This window comes from Kitasatospora sp. NPDC059408 (assembly GCF_042751525.1).
Lineage (GTDB): Bacteria > Actinomycetota > Actinomycetes > Streptomycetales > Streptomycetaceae > Kitasatospora.
On sequence record NZ_JBHYWI010000007.1, the window covers coordinates 162222 to 178398 of the forward strand.

General features: G+C 73.9%; 17 protein-coding genes. 13 read left to right on the plus strand and 4 right to left on the minus strand.

Going from position 1 to position 16177, the window contains the following annotated elements:
* Window positions 1–3: 3 nt before the first annotated feature.
* Window positions 4–930 (minus strand): DMT family transporter, encoded by a 927-nt coding sequence (locus tag ACFXDE_RS07675; protein ID WP_380491840.1) that lies wholly within the window; start codon window positions 928–930, stop codon window positions 4–6.
* A 68-nt stretch (window positions 931–998) separates the two neighbouring features.
* Between ACFXDE_RS07675 and ACFXDE_RS07680 the strand changes: the two genes are divergently transcribed.
* The 8 genes from ACFXDE_RS07680 to ACFXDE_RS07715 all read left to right on the plus strand — a co-directional run bounded on the left by ACFXDE_RS07680 (window position 999) and on the right by ACFXDE_RS07715 (window position 7249).
* Window positions 999–1916 carry a LysR family transcriptional regulator gene (locus ACFXDE_RS07680; RefSeq protein WP_380491842.1) on the plus strand — a complete coding sequence of 306 codons (918 nt, stop codon included), beginning with the start codon at window positions 999–1001 and terminating at the stop codon, window positions 1914–1916.
* Window positions 1917–2038: 122 nt separating this feature from the next.
* Entirely contained in the window at window positions 2039–2569 is a 531-nt protein-coding gene (locus ACFXDE_RS07685; protein ID WP_380491844.1) for an SRPBCC family protein, read from the plus strand.
* Window positions 2570–2630: 61 nt separating this feature from the next.
* Entirely contained in the window at window positions 2631–3344 is a 714-nt protein-coding gene (locus tag ACFXDE_RS07690) for a maleylpyruvate isomerase family mycothiol-dependent enzyme (protein WP_380491847.1), read from the plus strand.
* Between the two features lie 151 nt (window positions 3345–3495).
* The gene (locus ACFXDE_RS07695; protein ID WP_380491849.1) at window positions 3496–3921 is read left to right on the plus strand and encodes a hypothetical protein; all 426 of its coding nucleotides are present in this window, start codon (window positions 3496–3498) and stop codon (window positions 3919–3921) included.
* Between the two features lie 64 nt (window positions 3922–3985).
* Window positions 3986–5182 carry a sensor histidine kinase gene (locus tag ACFXDE_RS07700; protein ID WP_380491851.1) on the plus strand — a complete coding sequence of 399 codons (1197 nt, stop codon included), beginning with the start codon at window positions 3986–3988 and terminating at the stop codon, window positions 5180–5182.
* The gene (locus ACFXDE_RS07705; protein WP_380491853.1) at window positions 5179–5787 is read left to right on the plus strand and encodes a response regulator; all 609 of its coding nucleotides are present in this window, start codon (window positions 5179–5181) and stop codon (window positions 5785–5787) included. Before ACFXDE_RS07700 ends, ACFXDE_RS07705 begins: the two co-directional genes overlap by 4 nt.
* A 141-nt stretch (window positions 5788–5928) precedes the next feature.
* Window positions 5929–6762, plus strand: coding sequence for an ammonia-dependent NAD(+) synthetase (gene nadE, locus ACFXDE_RS07710; protein WP_380491855.1), 834 nt, complete (start codon window positions 5929–5931; stop codon window positions 6760–6762).
* 67 nt (window positions 6763–6829) lie between these two features.
* Window positions 6830–7249 carry a DUF2267 domain-containing protein gene (locus ACFXDE_RS07715; protein WP_380491857.1) on the plus strand — a complete coding sequence of 140 codons (420 nt, stop codon included), beginning with the start codon at window positions 6830–6832 and terminating at the stop codon, window positions 7247–7249.
* On the opposite strand, the gene ACFXDE_RS07720 is transcribed toward ACFXDE_RS07715, so the two are convergent.
* Complete coding sequence (locus ACFXDE_RS07720) at window positions 7239–7784, minus strand: MarR family winged helix-turn-helix transcriptional regulator (protein ID WP_380446336.1); 546 nt, start codon at window positions 7782–7784, stop codon at window positions 7239–7241. The genes ACFXDE_RS07715 and ACFXDE_RS07720 overlap by 11 nt on opposite strands.
* Window positions 7785–7850: 66 nt before the next feature.
* On the opposite strand from ACFXDE_RS07720, the gene ACFXDE_RS07725 reads away from it, so the two are divergent.
* Together ACFXDE_RS07725 and ACFXDE_RS07730 are read left to right on the plus strand one after the other, a co-directional pair.
* Window positions 7851–8699 (plus strand): SDR family oxidoreductase, encoded by an 849-nt coding sequence (locus ACFXDE_RS07725; RefSeq protein ID WP_380491860.1) that lies wholly within the window; start codon window positions 7851–7853, stop codon window positions 8697–8699.
* An 8-nt stretch (window positions 8700–8707) separates the two neighbouring features.
* The gene (locus tag ACFXDE_RS07730) at window positions 8708–9112 is read left to right on the plus strand and encodes a MarR family transcriptional regulator (protein ID WP_380491862.1); all 405 of its coding nucleotides are present in this window, start codon (window positions 8708–8710) and stop codon (window positions 9110–9112) included.
* Between the two features lie 119 nt (window positions 9113–9231).
* Here ACFXDE_RS07730 and ACFXDE_RS07735 read toward each other — a convergent pair whose 3' ends face one another.
* Window positions 9232–10002: a PaeR7I family type II restriction endonuclease gene (locus ACFXDE_RS07735; RefSeq protein ID WP_380491864.1), complete on the minus strand. Its 771-nt coding sequence runs from the start codon at window positions 10000–10002 to the stop codon at window positions 9232–9234.
* Window positions 10003–10014: 12 nt separating this feature from the next.
* Window positions 10015–11691, minus strand: a complete 1677-nt coding sequence (locus tag ACFXDE_RS07740; protein WP_380491866.1) for an Eco57I restriction-modification methylase domain-containing protein — start codon at window positions 11689–11691, stop codon at window positions 10015–10017.
* A gap of 237 nt (window positions 11692–11928) precedes the next feature.
* On the opposite strand from ACFXDE_RS07740, the gene ACFXDE_RS07745 reads away from it, so the two are divergent.
* From ACFXDE_RS07745 to ACFXDE_RS07755, 3 genes are all read left to right on the plus strand, one after another.
* Window positions 11929–12423 (plus strand): hypothetical protein, encoded by a 495-nt coding sequence (locus ACFXDE_RS07745; protein ID WP_380491868.1) that lies wholly within the window; start codon window positions 11929–11931, stop codon window positions 12421–12423.
* A 108-nt stretch (window positions 12424–12531) separates the two neighbouring features.
* A complete protein-coding gene (locus ACFXDE_RS07750; RefSeq protein ID WP_380491870.1) occupies window positions 12532–15486 on the plus strand; it encodes an ATP-binding protein in 2955 nt (984 codons plus the stop codon).
* A gap of 194 nt (window positions 15487–15680) precedes the next feature.
* Window positions 15681–16100 (plus strand): VOC family protein, encoded by a 420-nt coding sequence (locus tag ACFXDE_RS07755; protein WP_380446325.1) that lies wholly within the window; start codon window positions 15681–15683, stop codon window positions 16098–16100.
* The last annotated feature ends 77 nt before the right edge of the window (window positions 16101–16177 follow it).

Sequence of the window (16177 nt, forward strand, 5' to 3'; positions counted from 1 at the left end):
CCGCTACGCCCGGCCGGTGCGGACGGCGCCCGCGCTCGCGGCCATCACCAGGGCGACCGCCGCGCACTGCGACGCCGACAGGGTCTGCCCCAGCACCAGGAAGCCGGCCAGGGCGCCGACCGCCGGGGCGAGGCTCATCAGCACCGCGAAGGTCGCCGCCGGCAGGCGCCGCAGGGCGAGCACCTCCAGGGCGTACGGCAGGCCGGAGGAGAGCAGTGCGACGGCCAGCCCGAGCGCCAGCACCGCGGGGTCGAGCAGGGCGGTGCCCGCGGCGGCGATCCCCAGCGGCAGGCTCATCAGCGCCGCCACGGCCATCGCCACCACGAGCCCGTCCAGGCGCGGGAAGCGGGCCCCGGAGCGGGAGTTGAGGACGATGTACGCCGCCCACAGGGCGCCGGCGGCGAGCGCGAACCCGGCGCCCGTCAGGTCGAGCCGCTCGAAGCCGTCCCGGCCGAGCAGGAAGACGCCCGCGAGCGCGAGCGCCGCCCACACCAGGCTCACCGCCCGGCGGGCGGTGAGCACCGACAGCACGAGCGGGCCGAGCACCTCCAGCGTCACCGCGGGGCCCAGCGGGATCCGGTCGATCGCCTGGTAGAAGAGGATGTTCATGCCGCCGAGCGCCACCCCGAAGGCCCCGGCGACGGCCCAGTCCCCGCGGCTGTGGCCGCGCAGCCGGGGCCGGCAGACGGCCAGCAGCAGCACGGCCGCGATCGTCACCCGCAGCGCGACCGTCCCGAACGGCCCGACGCGCGGGAACAGCAGGGCGGCGACGGCCGAGCCGAACTGCACCGACAGCGTGCCGCCCAGCACCAGCCCGATTCCGCCGAGGCCGCTCCGGGACGGCGCAACGGGCCGTCCCGCCGGGTGGGGCGCCGGGAGGGTCGCGGCGGCCGCCGCCGTCCGGGACATCCCGGACATCGTGTTCGTCATGCCCCCACGGTAGGGATTCGTTCGTGCCCCGGGAAATGCCGAATGGCAAGCCGTTATGCTTCCGAAGCATGACCATCGAGCTGCGCCACCTGCGGGCCTTCCTCGCCATCGTCGAGGAGGGCACGATCACCCGCGCCGCCACCTGCCTCCACACCGGCCAGCCCGCGCTCTCCCGGACCCTGCGCCAGCTGGAGGACCACCTCGGCGTCCGCCTGATCGACCGCTCCACCCACCACCTGGAGCTCACCGCCGCCGGCCGCACCTTCCGCGACCGCGCCGCCGCCGCGCTCGCCGCCGTGGACAGCGCCCTCGACCCCCGCACGCTCGCCTCCCCGCCGCTGCGCCTCGGCCACCCCTGGGCCGCCCTCGGCGATCACACCATCCCGCTGCTGCGCCGCTGGGACGACGAGCACCCCGACGTGCCGCTCGAACTGCGCCGCATCGACGACCGCACGGCCGGCCTCACCCAGGGCCGGGTCGACATCGCCCTGCTGCGCGGCGAGGTCACGGCGCCCGGTCTCGTCACCGAGCTGCTGCTGGACGAGGAGCGGGTGGCGGTGGTGCCCGCCGCGAGCGACCTCGCCGACCGCGAGGTCCTCACCCTCGCGGACCTCGCGGCGTGGCCGGTCGCCCTCAACACGGTCGCCGGCACCACGACCCTCGACCTGTGGCCGGCCGGCCACCGCCCCACGGCGACGATCGAGGTCGCCAACACCGACGAGTGGCTGACCGCCATCGCGGCCGGCCGGGCCGTCGGCATCTCGACGGTCGCGACGCCCCGGCTGCACAAGCACCCCGCGATCGCCTACCGCCCGCTCGCCGACGCCCCGCCCGTCCCGCTGTTCCTGGCCTGGCGCCGGGGCGTCCCGGCGCACCCGGCCATCCCGGACCTGGTCCGGCTGGCCCGCGCCGTGGTGACCGGGAACCGACGGTCTGCGAACGGATTGTCCGTCGGGCGGGGCGGCCGAACGTCGAGGGTCCGGTGAGCGGGCCGAGGAGATCGCCGGGGATTCGTCCGGCACCTGTCGAGGTCCATGACAACTCGCTAACATCACGGACGGTCACCACCCGGGAACCGTGAAGGTCCCGGCGACGGAGGGGAAGCGCCATGCGATACGCGGACGGACCGCGGACGTACTGCGAGGTGCACATCAAGGCCACGGTCGAGGAGGTCTGGTCGCTGATCACCGACATCGCCCTGCCCGCCCGGCTCAGCCCCGAACTCCGGGGCGTCGCCTGGCTCGACGGCGCGGAGGGGCCCGCGGTCGGGGCCCGCTTCGAGGGGCACAACGAGAACGAGCGGCTGGGCAACTGGCGGACGGTCTCCCACGTGACCGAGCTGACCGACCGGGAGGTGTTCGCGTGGATCGTCACCGACGCGGACGGCCGGTTCGGCCGCCCCTCGGTGGACCCGGCGGCCTCCCTCGCCTCCTGGCGCTACGAGCTCACGCCGGAGGACGGCGGCACCCGGCTGCGCCACTCGGTGCTGATCGGCCCCGGCCGCAACGGCGTGACGGCCGCCATCGACCGCTGGCCGGACCGCGAGGAGCAGATCATCGAGGTCCGCCTCGGTGAACTGCGCACCGGAATGACGGCCACCCTCGACGGCATCAAGACCCTGGCGGAACAGGGAAGTTAGCCGCCCAGTGGCAAAGCTGCACCCGGAACGACCGTACAGAGCAAGGAAGTCGGGCACCACCGTGGAAGACCGCACCGCACTCCCCGACGCCGTCCGCGCGTCCGCCGCCCGGTTCGCCGCCTCCGTCTCGGCCCTGACCGAGGCGGAGGCGCGCGGGCCCTCGGCGCTGCCCGGCTGGAGCCGGGCGCACGTCGTCACCCACGTCGCCCGCAGCGCCGACGTCTACACCTGGCTGCTCGCCCTGGCCCGCACCGGGGTCGAGCCCGGCCCCAGGGCGGACGGCGCCACCCTGGAGCGCCTGTTGCACGAGGGCGCCCGGCGGGACGTCCCCGCCCTCGCCGCCGACCTGCGCGCGAGCCTCGACCGGCTGCTCGACGAGGTGTCGGCGATGCCCGCCGAGCGCTGGTCCGTCCTGGTCTCGGCCCTCGCGGGCTGGAAGCACCCGGCCTGGTACACCCTCCACCGCGCGCGGCGCGAACTGGAGGTCCACCACACCGACCTGGCCCTCGGTCACACTCCGGCCGCGTGGCCGGCCGGTTTCGTCGCGGCGGCCCTGGCGGAGACCGCCGCCGCGCTCGCCGAACGGGGCTTCCCGGTCGGCCGGTTCGAGGCCGTCGACCTCGGCCGCTCCTGGACCGTCGCCCCGACCGGCCCGACCGCGGCCGGCCCCGGCCACGCGCTGCTCGCCTGGCTCGCGGGCCGCGGCCCGGCGGCGGACGCGGGGCTGCCGGCCCCGCCGCGGTGGCCGCAGCCGCCGGTGCCGGGCTGGGGGTGAGCCGAACCGGGCGGTGCCGGGCCGGGGGTGAGCCGAGCCGGCCGATGCCGGGCCGGGGGGGTGCCGGGCCGGGGGTGCTGACATTTGTCACGGCCCATCCGTGTGCGAGCACACTGCCCCGCGCGGGGTGCCCCCGGCCAGCATGAATGCCATGACCTCGACCGATCTGAACCACCCCGAGACCCTCCGGGCCTTCCGCACCATCCGCCGCCTCCTGAGCGCCTACCTGGGGATCAGCCTCGTCACGATGGCCGCGATCGTCGCGCTCGCCGGCCACCCCGACCTCGTCAACGTCGCCGTCTGGATCCGCGGCAGTGCCGTCGCGGCCAGCTCGGTGATCACGCTCGTCCTGGCCGTCAAGGCGGCCGGGGGCTCGACCGGAGCGTTCCGCCGGCTGCGGATCATCTCGACCGCGATGCTCGTCGCCATCGTCGTGATCATCGCCCTGCCGGGCACCTTCCCGTTCTGGATGAAGGCCGAGCAGGCGCTGTGCGGCGCCCTGCTGCTGGGGGTGGCCGTGATCCTCAACGGACGCCACCTGCGTACGCTCTTCACGGCGGCCGCCCCGCAGAGCTGAGCTCCGACCCGGCGAACCGAGCCCCGGCCCGCGAGCCGGACCCCGACCGACGGAAGGAACACCCGTGACCGACGAAGGCCCCGACCCGGGATCGCACCCGTGGGCGTACGGCTGGCGGCGCGTCATGCTGGCCACCGGGATGCTCGTCTACCCGGCCCTCACCGCCCTGGGCGTGTCCCACACCGTCACCGGGGCGCGGGCCGTCGCCGGGTACGCGGTCGTCGCGGCCTTCACGGTCTGCTACGCGGCCGGCGGCATCGCGTTCGCCCGGGGCCGGCGGCGGCAGGCCGAGTTCCTGACGGCCGGGCAGGCGACGCTGTTCGCGGCGGCCCTGCCCTTCGCCCACGCCGACGCCTTCTTCCTGGGCACCGGCGTGGTCTCGTTCGTCGCCGTGCTGTTCCCCGCCCGGGCCACCGCGGCCGTGATGGCCGGCACGGCGGGCGCCCTCGTCCTGCCGTGGGCGGTGCGCCCCTGGCACAGCGGGCCCGGCTGGTTCCAGGCGCTGGCCCTGCTCTTCAGCTCGCTGACCGTGCGCGGGTTCTCCGAGATCGCCACCACCAACCAGGAACTGGTCGCCGCCCGGGCCGAGGTGGCGCGCCTGGCCTCGGAGGCCGAGCGCAACCGGATCGCCCGGGACCTGCACGACCTGCTCGGGCACTCGCTCACCGCGATCACCGTCAAGTCCCGGCTGGCACAGCGGCTCGCCGCCAAGGACCTCGCCCTCGCGGTCGAGGAGATGGCCGCCGTGGAGGACCTCTCCCGGCAGGCGCTCGCCGACGTGCGGGCGGCCGTCTCCGGCTACCGCGAGGTGACGCTGGCCGCCGAACTCGCGCGCGGCCGCGAGCTGTTGCGGGCCGCCGGAGTGGTCGCCGACCTGCCGGGCGCCACCGACGCGGTGGCCCCCGCGCACCGGGAGCTGTTCGGCTGGGTCGTCCGGGAGGGCCTGACCAACGTCGTCCGGCACGCCCGCGCGGCCCGCTGCACGGTGCTGCTCACCGGCACCTCGGTGGAGATCCGCGACGACGGGCCGGGCAAGGGCTCCCCCGTCGGCGACGGCAAGGGGCTCGCGGGCCTGCGCGAACGGGTCGCGGCGGCGGACGGTAACGTCGAGGCCGGCCCGCTGGGCCCGCGCGGGTGGCGGCTGCGGGTCACCGTCCCCGCGGTCCCCGGCCGGCCGCACGCACCCGTCCGGGAAGGCCCGCAAGCCCGCGAAGGCCGGCAAGTCCGGGAAGGCCGGGAAATCCGGGAAGGAAGCCCATGACGATCCGTCTCCTGCTCGCGGAGGACCAGGAACTGGTCCGCACCGCCCTGCGCACGCTGCTCGACCTGGAGGACGGCTTCACCGTCGTCGCCGCCGTCGGCCGCGGCGACCAGGTCGTGGACGCGGCCCGCGAGCACCGGCCCGACGTGGCCCTGCTGGACATCGAGATGCCCGGACTGGACGGCCTCGCCGCCGCCGCGGTCCTCGCCCAGCAGGTGCCGGACTGCCGGGTGGTGATCCTCACGACCTTCGGGCGGGCCGGCTACCTGCGGCGCGCGATGGAGGCCGGCGCCGTCGGCTTCGTCGTCAAGGACGCGCCGGCCGAGGTACTGGCCGACGCGATCCGCCGGGTCGACGCGGGGGAGCGGGTCGTGGACCCGGAGCTCGCCGCCGCGACCCTCGCCGCGGGCGCCTCCCCGCTCACCGCGCGCGAGCGCGACGTCCTGAACGCCTGCCGCTCGGGCGCGGACGTGGCCGAGATAGCCGCCAAGCTGTACCTGTCGGAGGGGACGGTCCGCAACTACTTCTCCTCCGCGATCGCCAAGACCGCCAGCCGCAACCGGCTGGAGGCGCTGCGGGTGGCGGACGAGCGCGGCTGGCTCTGAGGCCGCCGGGCCGCTGTGGCCCGTGTTCCGCCGCCCGGCCGCTGTGACCCGTATTCCATCGAGGTGGAATCCCTTGGCGGCGGCCGCCGTGGCGATCAAGCTGGCTCCCGGAAGCACGTCCGAGGTCCGAGGAGTCCCACCATGTCCGAACCCCTGCCCGCCGACGTCCAGCGGGAGATCGCCCGCGCCCTGGGCGTCGCCCCCGTCCCGAGCGCCGAGCAGGAGGCCGAGCGCCGGGTCGCCTTCCTCGCGGAGCAGGTGCGTGCGGCCGGCGCCCGCACGCTCGTCCTCGGCATCAGCGGCGGTGTGGACTCCACGACCACCGGACGGCTGTGCCAGCTCGCCGCCGAGCGGCTGCGCGCCGAGGGCCACGAGGCGTCGTTCTGGGCGATGCGGCTGCCCCACGGCGTGCAGGCCGACGAGGCGGACGCCCAGCTCGCGCTGGACTTCATCCGGCCCGACCGGGTCCTCACCGTGGACATCAAGCCGGCCACGGACGGCGCGATGGACGCCCTGGCGGCGGCCGGCCTGACCTTCCGGGACCGCGCCCACGAGGACTTCGTCCGCGGCAACACCAAGGCCCGGCAGCGGATGATCGCCCAGTACGCCGCCGCCGGCGCGTCCGACGGGGTCGTGATCGGCACGGACCACGCGGCGGAGGCCGTCACCGGCTTCTTCACCAAGTTCGGCGACGGCGCGGCCGACATCATGCCACTGTCCGGCCTGACGAAGCGTCAGGTCAGGGCGCTGGCCGAGCTGCTGGGCGCACCGGCGGAGCTCGTCCACAAGGTGCCCACCGCCGACCTGGAGACGCTCGCGCCCGGCAAGCCCGACGAGGACGCCCTCGGCGTCGGCTACGACGCCCTGGACGACTTCCTGGAGGGGCGCCCGGTCAGCGAGGAGGTGTTCCGCACGGTGGTCGGCCACTACCGCCGCACCGAGCACAAGCGCCGCCTGCCCGTCGTCCCGTCGTAGCGGGCTCTGGCCCGGCGGCGTAGCCTCACAGAGGGGGTCTCGCCCGCCGGCGGAAGGGGACTCGGCCATGAAGTACGACGAGATCATCGCCACCGTCCGGGACCTCGCCGGGCTCCCCGACCGGGCCGCCGCCGAGCGCGCCACCAAGGCCGTCCTGCTCACCCTCGGCGAGCGCCTGCCCGCCGGGCTCGCCGTGCACATGGCCGCCCAGCTGCCGCCCGAGCTCGCCGCCGCAGTTCGGGAGGCGGCCCGGGAGGCCGACGAGGAGGGCCGCGCCCACGCCTCCGGCGAGCGCTTCGGCCTGCCCGTCTTCGCCGGCCGGATCGCCGGCCGGGCCGGCACCGGAGAGGACGGCGGCATCCGCGAGGCCGCCGCCGTCCTGGAGGTCCTGGACGCGGCGCTCGCGCCGGACCTGATGGACAAGCTGGCCGCCGTCCTCCCGCGCGACATCGCCGAGCTGCTGCCCTCGGGGCGCGCTACCCAGTGACCTTCCGCTCGGCCAGCCGGTCGAGGGAGTCGACGTACTTGAGCATCAGCCGGGCGAATTCGAGCCGGTCGCGCTCGGCCCAGTCGGCGGTGATGTAGTCGTACGCGTCGCGCTGGTGGCGGCGCAGCCGGGCGATCAGCTCGGTGCCGGCCGGGCTGAGGTGGAGGACCGTGCGGCGGCCGTCCTGCTGCGAGGCGGCGCGGGTCAGGTAGCCCGCCTTGATGCTGTCGCCGACCATGCGGCTCGCGACGGACGGGTCCACGCCCAGGAGTTCGGCGACCGCGCCGACGGTGATCTCGGCCGCGGCGTCGCGGGTGTGCTGCTCGACGAGGTTGAGGACCAGGGTGCGGCTGAGGTCCTTGGCCGAGATGGGGTTCTCGACCTCCAGGAGCGAGGTGCGGCGCAGTTTGCCGAAGGCCGGGCCCACGGCGTTCAGGAGGTCCTCGGCCGTGCGGTGGTCCGGCTCGTTCGTCGTCATGGCGGCCATCCTAAGGTCCATGCTCAGCAGCAGCCACATGTTGACGCGCAAATGCATGCATGCAAGCATACATATGTGTTGCAGCAAGGAGCTGTGCATCATCATGTAACGGGGGAACCACCCATGACCGTCCTCGTCACCGGCGCCCGCGGCAAGGTCGCCCGCGCCGTCCTCGACCGCCTGCACGCCGCCGGCCTGCCGGTCCGCGCCGCCAGCGCCCGGCCCGCCGACCTGTCCGTCCCGGCCGGCGTCGACACCGCCGAGCTCGTCCTCGGCCGGCCGGAGACCTTCCCTGCCGCGCTCGACGGTGTGCGCCAGGTCTTCCTCTACCCCGAGCCCGCCGGCATCGACGCCTTCACCGAGGCCGCCCGCGCGGCCGGCGTCGAGCACGTCGTGCTGCTCTCGTCCTCGTCGGTCCTCGCGTCCGGCGCCGAGACCGACCCGCTCGGCTCGCACAACCTCGGCGTCGAGCGTGCCCTCGCCGCGAGCGGCCTGGCCTGCACGTTCCTGCGCCCGGACGCCTTCGCCACCAACGCGTTCGCCTGGGCGCACCCGATCGGCCGCGGCCTGCCGGTCGAACTCGCCTACCCCGAGGCGTCGTTGGCGCCGATCCACCCCGAGGACATCGCCGACGTCGCGGTCGAGGCGCTGACCGGCACCGCCCTGCGCGGCCACGCCATCGCCCTCACCGGCGCCCAGGCGCTGACCTTCCGCGAGCAACTCGCCGTCCTGTCCGAGGTGCTGGACCGCCGGATCACCGTCGAGACCATCTCTCGCACCAAGGCCGAGGAACAGATGAGCCGCTTCATGCCCGCCCCGCTGATCGGCTCGCTGCTCGCCTTCTGGGCCGAGGCCTCCGTGTGCCCCGCCACCATCGCCGACACCACCGAGACCCTGCTCGGCACGCCCGCCAGGACCTTCCGCCAGTGGGCCGTCGAGAACGCGTCCGCCTTCGCCGCACCCGGGAAGTGACCCACACCATGAAGCCCATCGGCTACTGGCTCAACCGCACCGACCAGGCGCTGACCGCCCACATGAACGCCATGCTCGCCGACTTCGGCCTCACCCGGACGGCGTGGCAGGTGCTCAACGTCGTCCGGGACAACTCGGAGGCGCTGGACGCGAACGTCCACACCGTCCTCGCCGCGAACGCCGACGCCCCGGCGAGGGCGGCCGCCATCGAGGCCGTCCTCGCCGACGGCTGGACGACCCGCCCGGCCCCCGGCCGCCTCACCCTCACCCCGTCGGGCCGCGACCGGCTCGCCGCCGTCGAGGAGCGGGTCGACGCGTTCCGTGAACTCTCCATGACCGGAATCACGTTGGACGAGTACCGCACGGCGGTGAGCGTCCTGGAACGGATGACCCACAACCTGGAGGTGCACTGACCGCGTCAGCTATGGCAGGGCCCGAACCGGATTCGTCGGCCGGTCCAGCCAGACCCACTGGCCGGGCCCGGTGACCGTCGGCAGCCGGGAATCACAAGCTGGACGGGCCGTTCGCGTGCTCAGCCCTGGCTGGGATCTCCGAACAGCGGGCTGGGGGGCCAATGCGGTTTCGGCAGCCCCAGATCCCGCAGGTAGCCGATCCGTGCGTTGATGGCGGCCGAGAAGTGTCTCCAGTCCAAGCCGGCAACCGGTTCGTTCGGCTTCGGGTCGGTCGCGGACGAGGTCACGTAGCACACCGCGTCATAGAGCTGCTCGGCCATCAAGCGCTGGCAGAAGATTCCGAACCGCTCCTGGTACGACGTCGTGTGCCATATGGGCTCGACGGGCAGTGCACCCTTGGCCGGTTTGACCTCGCGCCGGGACCCTTCCTCGTCCTGCATGATGAAGAAGTACCCGAGCCAGGGCTTCTCGCCAGGGTAGAGATCCGCGATTGCGGCGCGCCGGAGGTCCACCGCGCTGCCGAGGGCCTCTTCCACCCGGTTGTTGTAGTTGTTGCCGAACGAGGGGCCTCCCAGGGCCTTCAACTCAAAGGCTGCCACGAGAGTGTTCTCGTATGCGACGACGAGGTCCCACTGCTTCTGGGGGCGGTAGTAGCCAGGCAGTTCCAAGCCTTGCTTCCTGCTGACCCTGATGGCGTCGGGAGGGTAGCCGGCTTCTTGGAAGAATCTCGCCAGCAGGGTCACGATCGGGTCGAAGTGCTTGCCGGCTCTCACCGAACCGGCTGTGCCGGATCCGGCCTTCTGCTTGATCTTCGCTTCGTTGTCCTGTGTCTGCTTGGTGCCCCAGTACGCCGCGACGGCGTCTTCGAAGTCCTGGCGGCTGACCGTCAAGGTCGGTTCCTCCTAGTCGGGGAGCTCGGCTAGTCCGTAGGCGCGCAGTGCGGCCTCGGTTGCCGCCTTCACGTCCCGGTTGTCGAAGGCGGCCGCCAGGGCAGCCCGGTCCCCGTCGGAGATGGAGTTCGGGTCGGGTACGCGGATCTTGCGCAGGTACTGCGCTTGGAAGCGCAGTGTCCCCCCTCGCATCTTGACCGCGTATGCCTCCACGAACGCCTCGGCTACCTTTGACAGCAGCAGGCCACCGAGTACGCGCATGTCCCACACGCCCGAGACGATGAAGTACAGGTTGTGGTGAGGGTACAGCCCGCCCTGGTCCAGCACCGGATGGATCGTCAGTTTCATGTCCGGGAAGAACAGCTTCGGCTGGGCTGTGAGGCGGTGGTCGACCTTGTCGATGGTCTTGTACCAGCGCTCCGGCTGTTTGATCGCGACGTACCGCTTCCGCAGGGCGCCGCTGTGCTGCCGGAAGTAGCTCGCGAGCTGCGGATAGTCGGTGAGGTCGACCAACTCGCCCTGGGAGTTCCACGGGTTGACGAGGTAGGAGCCGTTCCAGCGGAGCGTGCCGCTGGTGGTGTCCCGGACCATGGCCAGGGGAAGGAGGCGGTCCTGCTCGACCAGATCGGGGTCGTTGGTGATGAAGACCTTGTCGGCTCCGGTGGCAATACCGATCCCGACCCGCGTTCGAGTCGTTTCGTCCTCCAGCAGGCGGAATCGCTCGCTGAGCTCTTCGAGGACGGCAAGCCGGGCGGGCGAGGCTGCGGGCCAGGAGTCCTCGTCCGGGAACCAGTGAGGCATCCGGGCTGCTTGGTAAGCGTCCTCCATCGCAGGACGCTGTTCGCCGGCCGCGTACCAGGAAAGGAAGTTACGAGCCTGGCTCGCCCCGAAAGCACGGCTCGTGTCAGCCGCAACCGCGCTGCCCTGCTCCTGGTTGGAGATGATCGTGATGGCCGGGTAGGCCGCGACCTGATCGTGGAAGGCGTCGACGTCGTGCATGATCAGGGCGAGATCCATGCTGAACCGGCGCGTGACCAACTGGCGTAGTTTGCGTCCGTACTGGTTGCGCATCCAGCGGTCGGCACAGATGAAGCCGAGCCGCCCCCCGGGTTTCAGGCTGAGCAAAGCCGTCTCGTAGAAGCCGATGTAGATGTCGGCTCGGCCGCCCATCGTGCTGCAGGCCGAACGGTAGGCATGCATCCGATCGTCCGGGACGTCCTCAAGCCTGATGTACGGAGGATTCCCCACCACTAGGTCTGCTCGATGACGGGAAGCGGCATTCAGGAGGTAGTCACCCTGTTTGACCCACGAAGTGGCGAGCTGCCTGGCGTGACCGTGCTCCCATCCGTTGGCGCGCAGGAGTTCCACGACGAGCTCTTGGCTGTGCGCGACGTTCTTTTCCAGCAAATCGAACGCTTCGACCGCGTCCGCGGCATCGGTGATGGGGCGGCCGTGATTGCGGCATGACTCCGAGAGTCGCGCCGCGATCGCGCCGAGGAACGCCCCCGCGCCGCAGGCCGGCTCGACGATCCTCAGCTCGGCGAGGTCCTTGTCGGGGGTGTAGCCCAGCAGATCGAGAATGAGCTCGACCACCCAGCGCCGAGTGAAGACCTCACCATGCTCGACGGCCTCGGCCGGCAGATCCGGCAGAGCTTGATGATCGAAGTCGAAGAGAGCCGCAGTTGCCACATATCGACCCTACCGTGGTGCTCGCACCAGCCCCGACGTCCCAAGGTGAACGTGTACGGATGCACCAGGCGCCCGTCCGGCGCGGGCGGAGAGCCTTGGGGCGAGGAGGCGATCGCGCCGCTGTGCCGGGCGGCTTCTCCGAGGCGCGGCGGGGTTTTGCGGCCGGCCTGGTAGGGCTGTCGGTGGGGTCTGGTCTACTCACCGGTGGCGCACAGGACGACGGTGGGGGCGAGGACGATGGGTGTGTTGACCGACTACTTTCGTGCGGCGGACGCGGCGGTGGTCCGGCGGGTGCTGGAGGCGGCCGACGGGGGATCGCCGCTCCTCGGGCCGCGACCGGCCTTCGACGGGGTCGAGGCAAAGGGGCTGGATCCGGTCGTCGTGCTGGGGCAGCTGGTCGCCGCCGTCCGCCAAGTGCCGTGGGCCGTCGGCCTGGTGGGCGAGACGCCGGTGTGGCCGACCACTCCGCCGCCCGGCCCGGACGGGCCCGGCGACGACGACGATCCGTGGATGACGGGCCCGTGGGTGTTCGAGCTCGACACCGACACCCGCGACACCCTCGCCGCGGTGCCGGACGCCGACGTCCCGGCGGTCGCCGCCCGCTGGGCGCAGGCGGAGGAACTGCACGGCGCCTCCGCCGACAGCCTGTGCCCGGTGGTCGGCGAACTGGCCGGGCTCGCCCGGCGCGCCCGGGCGGCCGACGAGTGGCTGTACTGCTGGACCTGCCTCTGAACCGGCCGGGCCGATACGGTGGCCGGGCCCGTTGCTCGGTGTCCGCACCAGTGTCATGATCACGTGGGCGGGGGCTGCACGGGGCGTGAGCGTGAGGGGCTGGAGCCGATGGGCATGACGTTCGGGGTGCTGGGTCCGCTGGTGGTCGCCGTGGACGCGGAGCCGCAGGCGCTGCCCCGGGCGGGGGTGCTGCGCGGGCTGCTGGGGGCGCTGCTGCTCGCCGAGGGCGAGCGGCTGTCGGCCGGGCGGCTGCTGGAGCTCGTGTGGGCCGGGCAGGCCGACCGGGTCGGCCGCGGCGCCGTGCACACCGGGGTGTCCCGGCTGCGCGGGTGGCTCGGGACCTTCGGGGACGACGCCGTGGTGCTGGACTCCGACGGCGAGGGCTACCGGCTCGCCGTCCGCCCGGAGGCCGTCGACCTCGGACGCTTCCGGCTGCTGGCCGCCGACGGGGACCGGGCCGCCGCGCTCGACCTGCGCCGCGGCCCGGTGCTGGCCGGGCTGGACCGGGTCAACCGCGAGGACCCGCTGGTGACGGCGGTCGAGGAGGCCGTCCGCTCCACCGCCCTCGCCCTCGCCGGGACCGCCGCCCCAGGCTGCGCCCTCCCGGCCGTGACGGCGCTCGCCGAGGAGTACCCCTTCGACGAGCCCGTGCAGGCCGCCCTCCTCGAACTGCTCGCCGCCGACGGCCGCCCCGCCGAGGCGCTGCGCCGCTTCCAGACGCTGCGCCGGCGGCTGGCCGAGGAGCTCGGGATCGAGCCGGGCGAGCAGGTCCAGAGCGTCTTCCTCGCCCTGCTGGCCCGCGACCACGACGGCGCCCGGCCGGTCCACGCGCCGAGCCAACTCCCGTCCGACCTCCCGGACTTCACCGGCCGCGAGGAGCACCTGCGGTTCGTCCTCACCGCCCTCGCCGACGGCCGCGTGCCGGTGGTCTCGGGCATGGGCGGCATCGGCAAGACCGCCCTGGCCGTCCACGCCGCCCACCGCGCCGCCGCCGACTACCCCGACGGCCGGCTCTACGCCGACCTGCGCGGCGCCGACGACGAACCGGCCGACCCGGCCCGCATCCTCGCCGCCTTCCTGCGCGCCCTCGGCGCCGACGCCCGGGAGATCCCCGAGTCCCTCGACGAACGCGCCGCCCTCTACCGCACTCTGCTCGCCGGCCGCCGCGTGCTCGTCGTCCTGGACAACGCCGCCGGGGAGGCCCAGCTCCGGCCCCTGCTGCCCGGAAGCACCACCGAACAGCAGCACAGCAACGCCCTCGTCACCAGCCGCGCCGTCCTCACCGCCCTGCCCGGCGCCCGGCTCGTCGACCTCGGCGGGTTCGGCCCCGCCCACGCCGAGACGCTGCTGCGCCACATCGTCGGCGACGCCAGGGTCGCCGCCGAACCCGTCGCCGCCGGCCAGATCGCCGACCTGTGCGGCGGCATGCCGCTCGCCGTCCGCATCGCCGGCGCCCGCCTGGCCGCGCGCCCGCGCTGGAGCCTCGCCCGCCTCGCCGAGCTGCTGCGCGACGAGCGCCGCCGCCTCGACGAGCTCGCGGCCGGCGACCTCGCCGTTCGCGCGGGCTTCGCCGTCGGCTACACCCGGCTGTCCGAGCCGACCCGCCGCACGTTCCGCCTGCTCGGCCTGCTCGACGCGGCCGACTTCGCCCCCTGGGCCGCCGCCGCGCTCGCCGACGTTCCGCTGGAGGAGGCCGAGCGGCAGCTGGAGGAGCTCATCGACGCCCAGCTCCTCCAGGAGACCGGCACCGAACCCCACCTGCGCTACCGCTTCCACGACCTCGTCCGGCTCTACGCCCGCGAGCACGCCCACGCCACCGACACCCCCGCCGACCGCGCCGACGCCCTCGAACGGGCCTTCGGCGCCTGGCTCTGGCTCGCCGAACAGGCCGCCGACCAGGTGCCGGGCCCCTGCTTCGCCGCCATCCACGGCCCCGCCCCGCGCCGCCCGCTGCCCGACGGCCCCGCCGCCCGGCTGCTCGACGACCCGCTCGCCTGGTTCGACGTCGAGCAGCCCGCCCTCAACGCCTGCGCCCGCCAGGCCGCCGCGCTGCGCCTCGTCCCGACCGCCTGGGACCTCGCCGCCTGCCAGGAGAAGTACTGCGACGTCCGCGGCCTCTACGACGACTGGCGCACCACCAACCTCGTCGTCCTCCAGGCCTGCAAGGCGGCCGGCGACCTCGTCGGCACGGCCGTGCTCACCCGCGGCCTGGTCGAGGTCACCACCTGGGCGACCCCCGCCGACGGCACCGAGACGATGGTCGCCCTGGACGGCCGCGCGCGGCAGCTGCTCGACCTGTTCGAGCAGGTCGGCGAGCCGCGCGGCGCCGCCGACGCCCTCGTCCTGCTCGCCTGGAGCCTGGTCGCCCAGGGGCGCGCCCGTGACGCGCTGGACGCCGCACGCCGCGCCCTGGACCTCGCCGCCGCCCACGACCACCCCGGCGGGGTGGCCAAGGCGCACCAGATCATCGCCGTCGCCCACGGCGAGACGGACCTCGCCCGCACCATCGAGCACCTCACCGAGACGCTGCGCCTGGCACGCATGATCGGCAACGTCCGCTTCGAGGCCACCGCGATCCAGTTCCTCGGCGCCGCCCACGGCCGCGCCGGCGACGTCGAGCACGGGCGCAACCTGCTGACGAGCTCGCTCGCGATGGCCCGCTCGCTCGGCGACGGCTACGCGGAGGCGTTCTCCCTGCTCTACCTGGCCACGCTCCACGCGGCGACCGGCGACGCCCGCGCGAGGGAGACGGCGGAGGCGGCGCTGGCCATCGCGCGGCGCTTCGAGCTGGGCCACCACCTCGCCCAGGCCCTGGGCATCCTGGGGGAGTTGGACCTCGCGGAGGGGCGGCACGACGCGGCCGTCGCGCACCTGGAGGAGTCCGTCCTGTTCTGGCGGGCCCGGGGCTGGCGCTCGTTCCTCGCCGAGGCGCTGCGGGCGCTCGGGCGCGCGTACGAGGCGGCGGGGCTGGACGCGCCCGCCGAGCGGGTGCGGCGCGAGGCCCGGGAGCTGGGCGAGGGACCGGCGAACGGCGACGCGGACGCGCTCTCGCACGACGGGTGAACCGTCCGCGACGAGTACACACCCGCGGCCGGGTCCGTCCCCTGCGCGGACCCGGCCGTCCCCCCATGCGGGTGTGTGTTTCGACCGTAGGCAGCGGCCTCTTACCGATCGCTTACCGCTCCGGCCGAGGTGCGTGCGAGACCGGTCAGGATTCGAGAAGCCCCGGCCCAGGGCCCGCGCCTAGCCTCGTGGACATGGAGACCAACGACCTCAGCATCCACTGGACCTTCCTCCCCCACACCGACCCCGACGCCTCCCTCGCGTTCTACCGCGACCTGCTCGGCTTCGAGGTCCGCAACGACGTCGGCCAGGGCAGGATGCGCTGGATCACCCTCGGCCCGGCCGGCAGCCCCGGCACGTCCGTCGTCCTGGAGCCCCCGGCCATGGACCCCGGCGTCACGGAGGACGAGCGCCGCACCGTCACCGAGATGATGGCCAAGGGCACCTACGCCCGTCTCACCCTCGCCTCCGCCGACCTCGACGGCGTCTTCGACCGGCTGGCGGCCGGCGGCGCCGAGCTCGTCCAGGAGCCGACGAAGCAGCCCTACGGCGTCCGCGACTGCGCCTTCCGCGACCCGGCGGGCAACCTGATCCGCATCAACGAGCTCGCGTAGCCGCGGCTCGGGAAGCCGAGCGCCGCGCCCCCGCCCGCCCGGTGCGGTTGGATGGAACGACCGCACCGGGCGGGCCC

Bases quoted from the DNA above. Each gene is read 5' to 3' on its own strand.
- ACFXDE_RS07730 (WP_380491862.1), top strand. From the start codon at position 8,708: ATGAAGCCCATCGGCTACTGGCTCAACCGCACCGACCAGGCGCTGACC.
- ACFXDE_RS07675 (WP_380491840.1), bottom strand. From the start codon at position 930: ATGACGAACACGATGTCCGGGATGTCCCGGACGGCGGCGGCCGCCGCG.
- ACFXDE_RS07745 (WP_380491868.1), top strand. From the start codon at position 11,929: ATGGGTGTGTTGACCGACTACTTTCGTGCGGCGGACGCGGCGGTGGTC.
- nadE (WP_380491855.1), top strand. From the start codon at position 5,929: ATGTCCGAACCCCTGCCCGCCGACGTCCAGCGGGAGATCGCCCGCGCC.
- ACFXDE_RS07705 (WP_380491853.1), top strand. From the start codon at position 5,179: ATGACGATCCGTCTCCTGCTCGCGGAGGACCAGGAACTGGTCCGCACC.
- ACFXDE_RS07725 (WP_380491860.1), top strand. From the start codon at position 7,851: ATGACCGTCCTCGTCACCGGCGCCCGCGGCAAGGTCGCCCGCGCCGTC.
- ACFXDE_RS07720 (WP_380446336.1), bottom strand. From the start codon at position 7,784: ATGCATTTGCGCGTCAACATGTGGCTGCTGCTGAGCATGGACCTTAGG.
- ACFXDE_RS07755 (WP_380446325.1), top strand. From the start codon at position 15,681: ATGGAGACCAACGACCTCAGCATCCACTGGACCTTCCTCCCCCACACC.
- ACFXDE_RS07685 (WP_380491844.1), top strand. From the start codon at position 2,039: ATGCGATACGCGGACGGACCGCGGACGTACTGCGAGGTGCACATCAAG.
- ACFXDE_RS07750 (WP_380491870.1), top strand. From the start codon at position 12,532: ATGGGCATGACGTTCGGGGTGCTGGGTCCGCTGGTGGTCGCCGTGGAC.
- ACFXDE_RS07715 (WP_380491857.1), top strand. From the start codon at position 6,830: ATGAAGTACGACGAGATCATCGCCACCGTCCGGGACCTCGCCGGGCTC.
- ACFXDE_RS07680 (WP_380491842.1), top strand. From the start codon at position 999: ATGACCATCGAGCTGCGCCACCTGCGGGCCTTCCTCGCCATCGTCGAG.
- ACFXDE_RS07695 (WP_380491849.1), top strand. From the start codon at position 3,496: ATGACCTCGACCGATCTGAACCACCCCGAGACCCTCCGGGCCTTCCGC.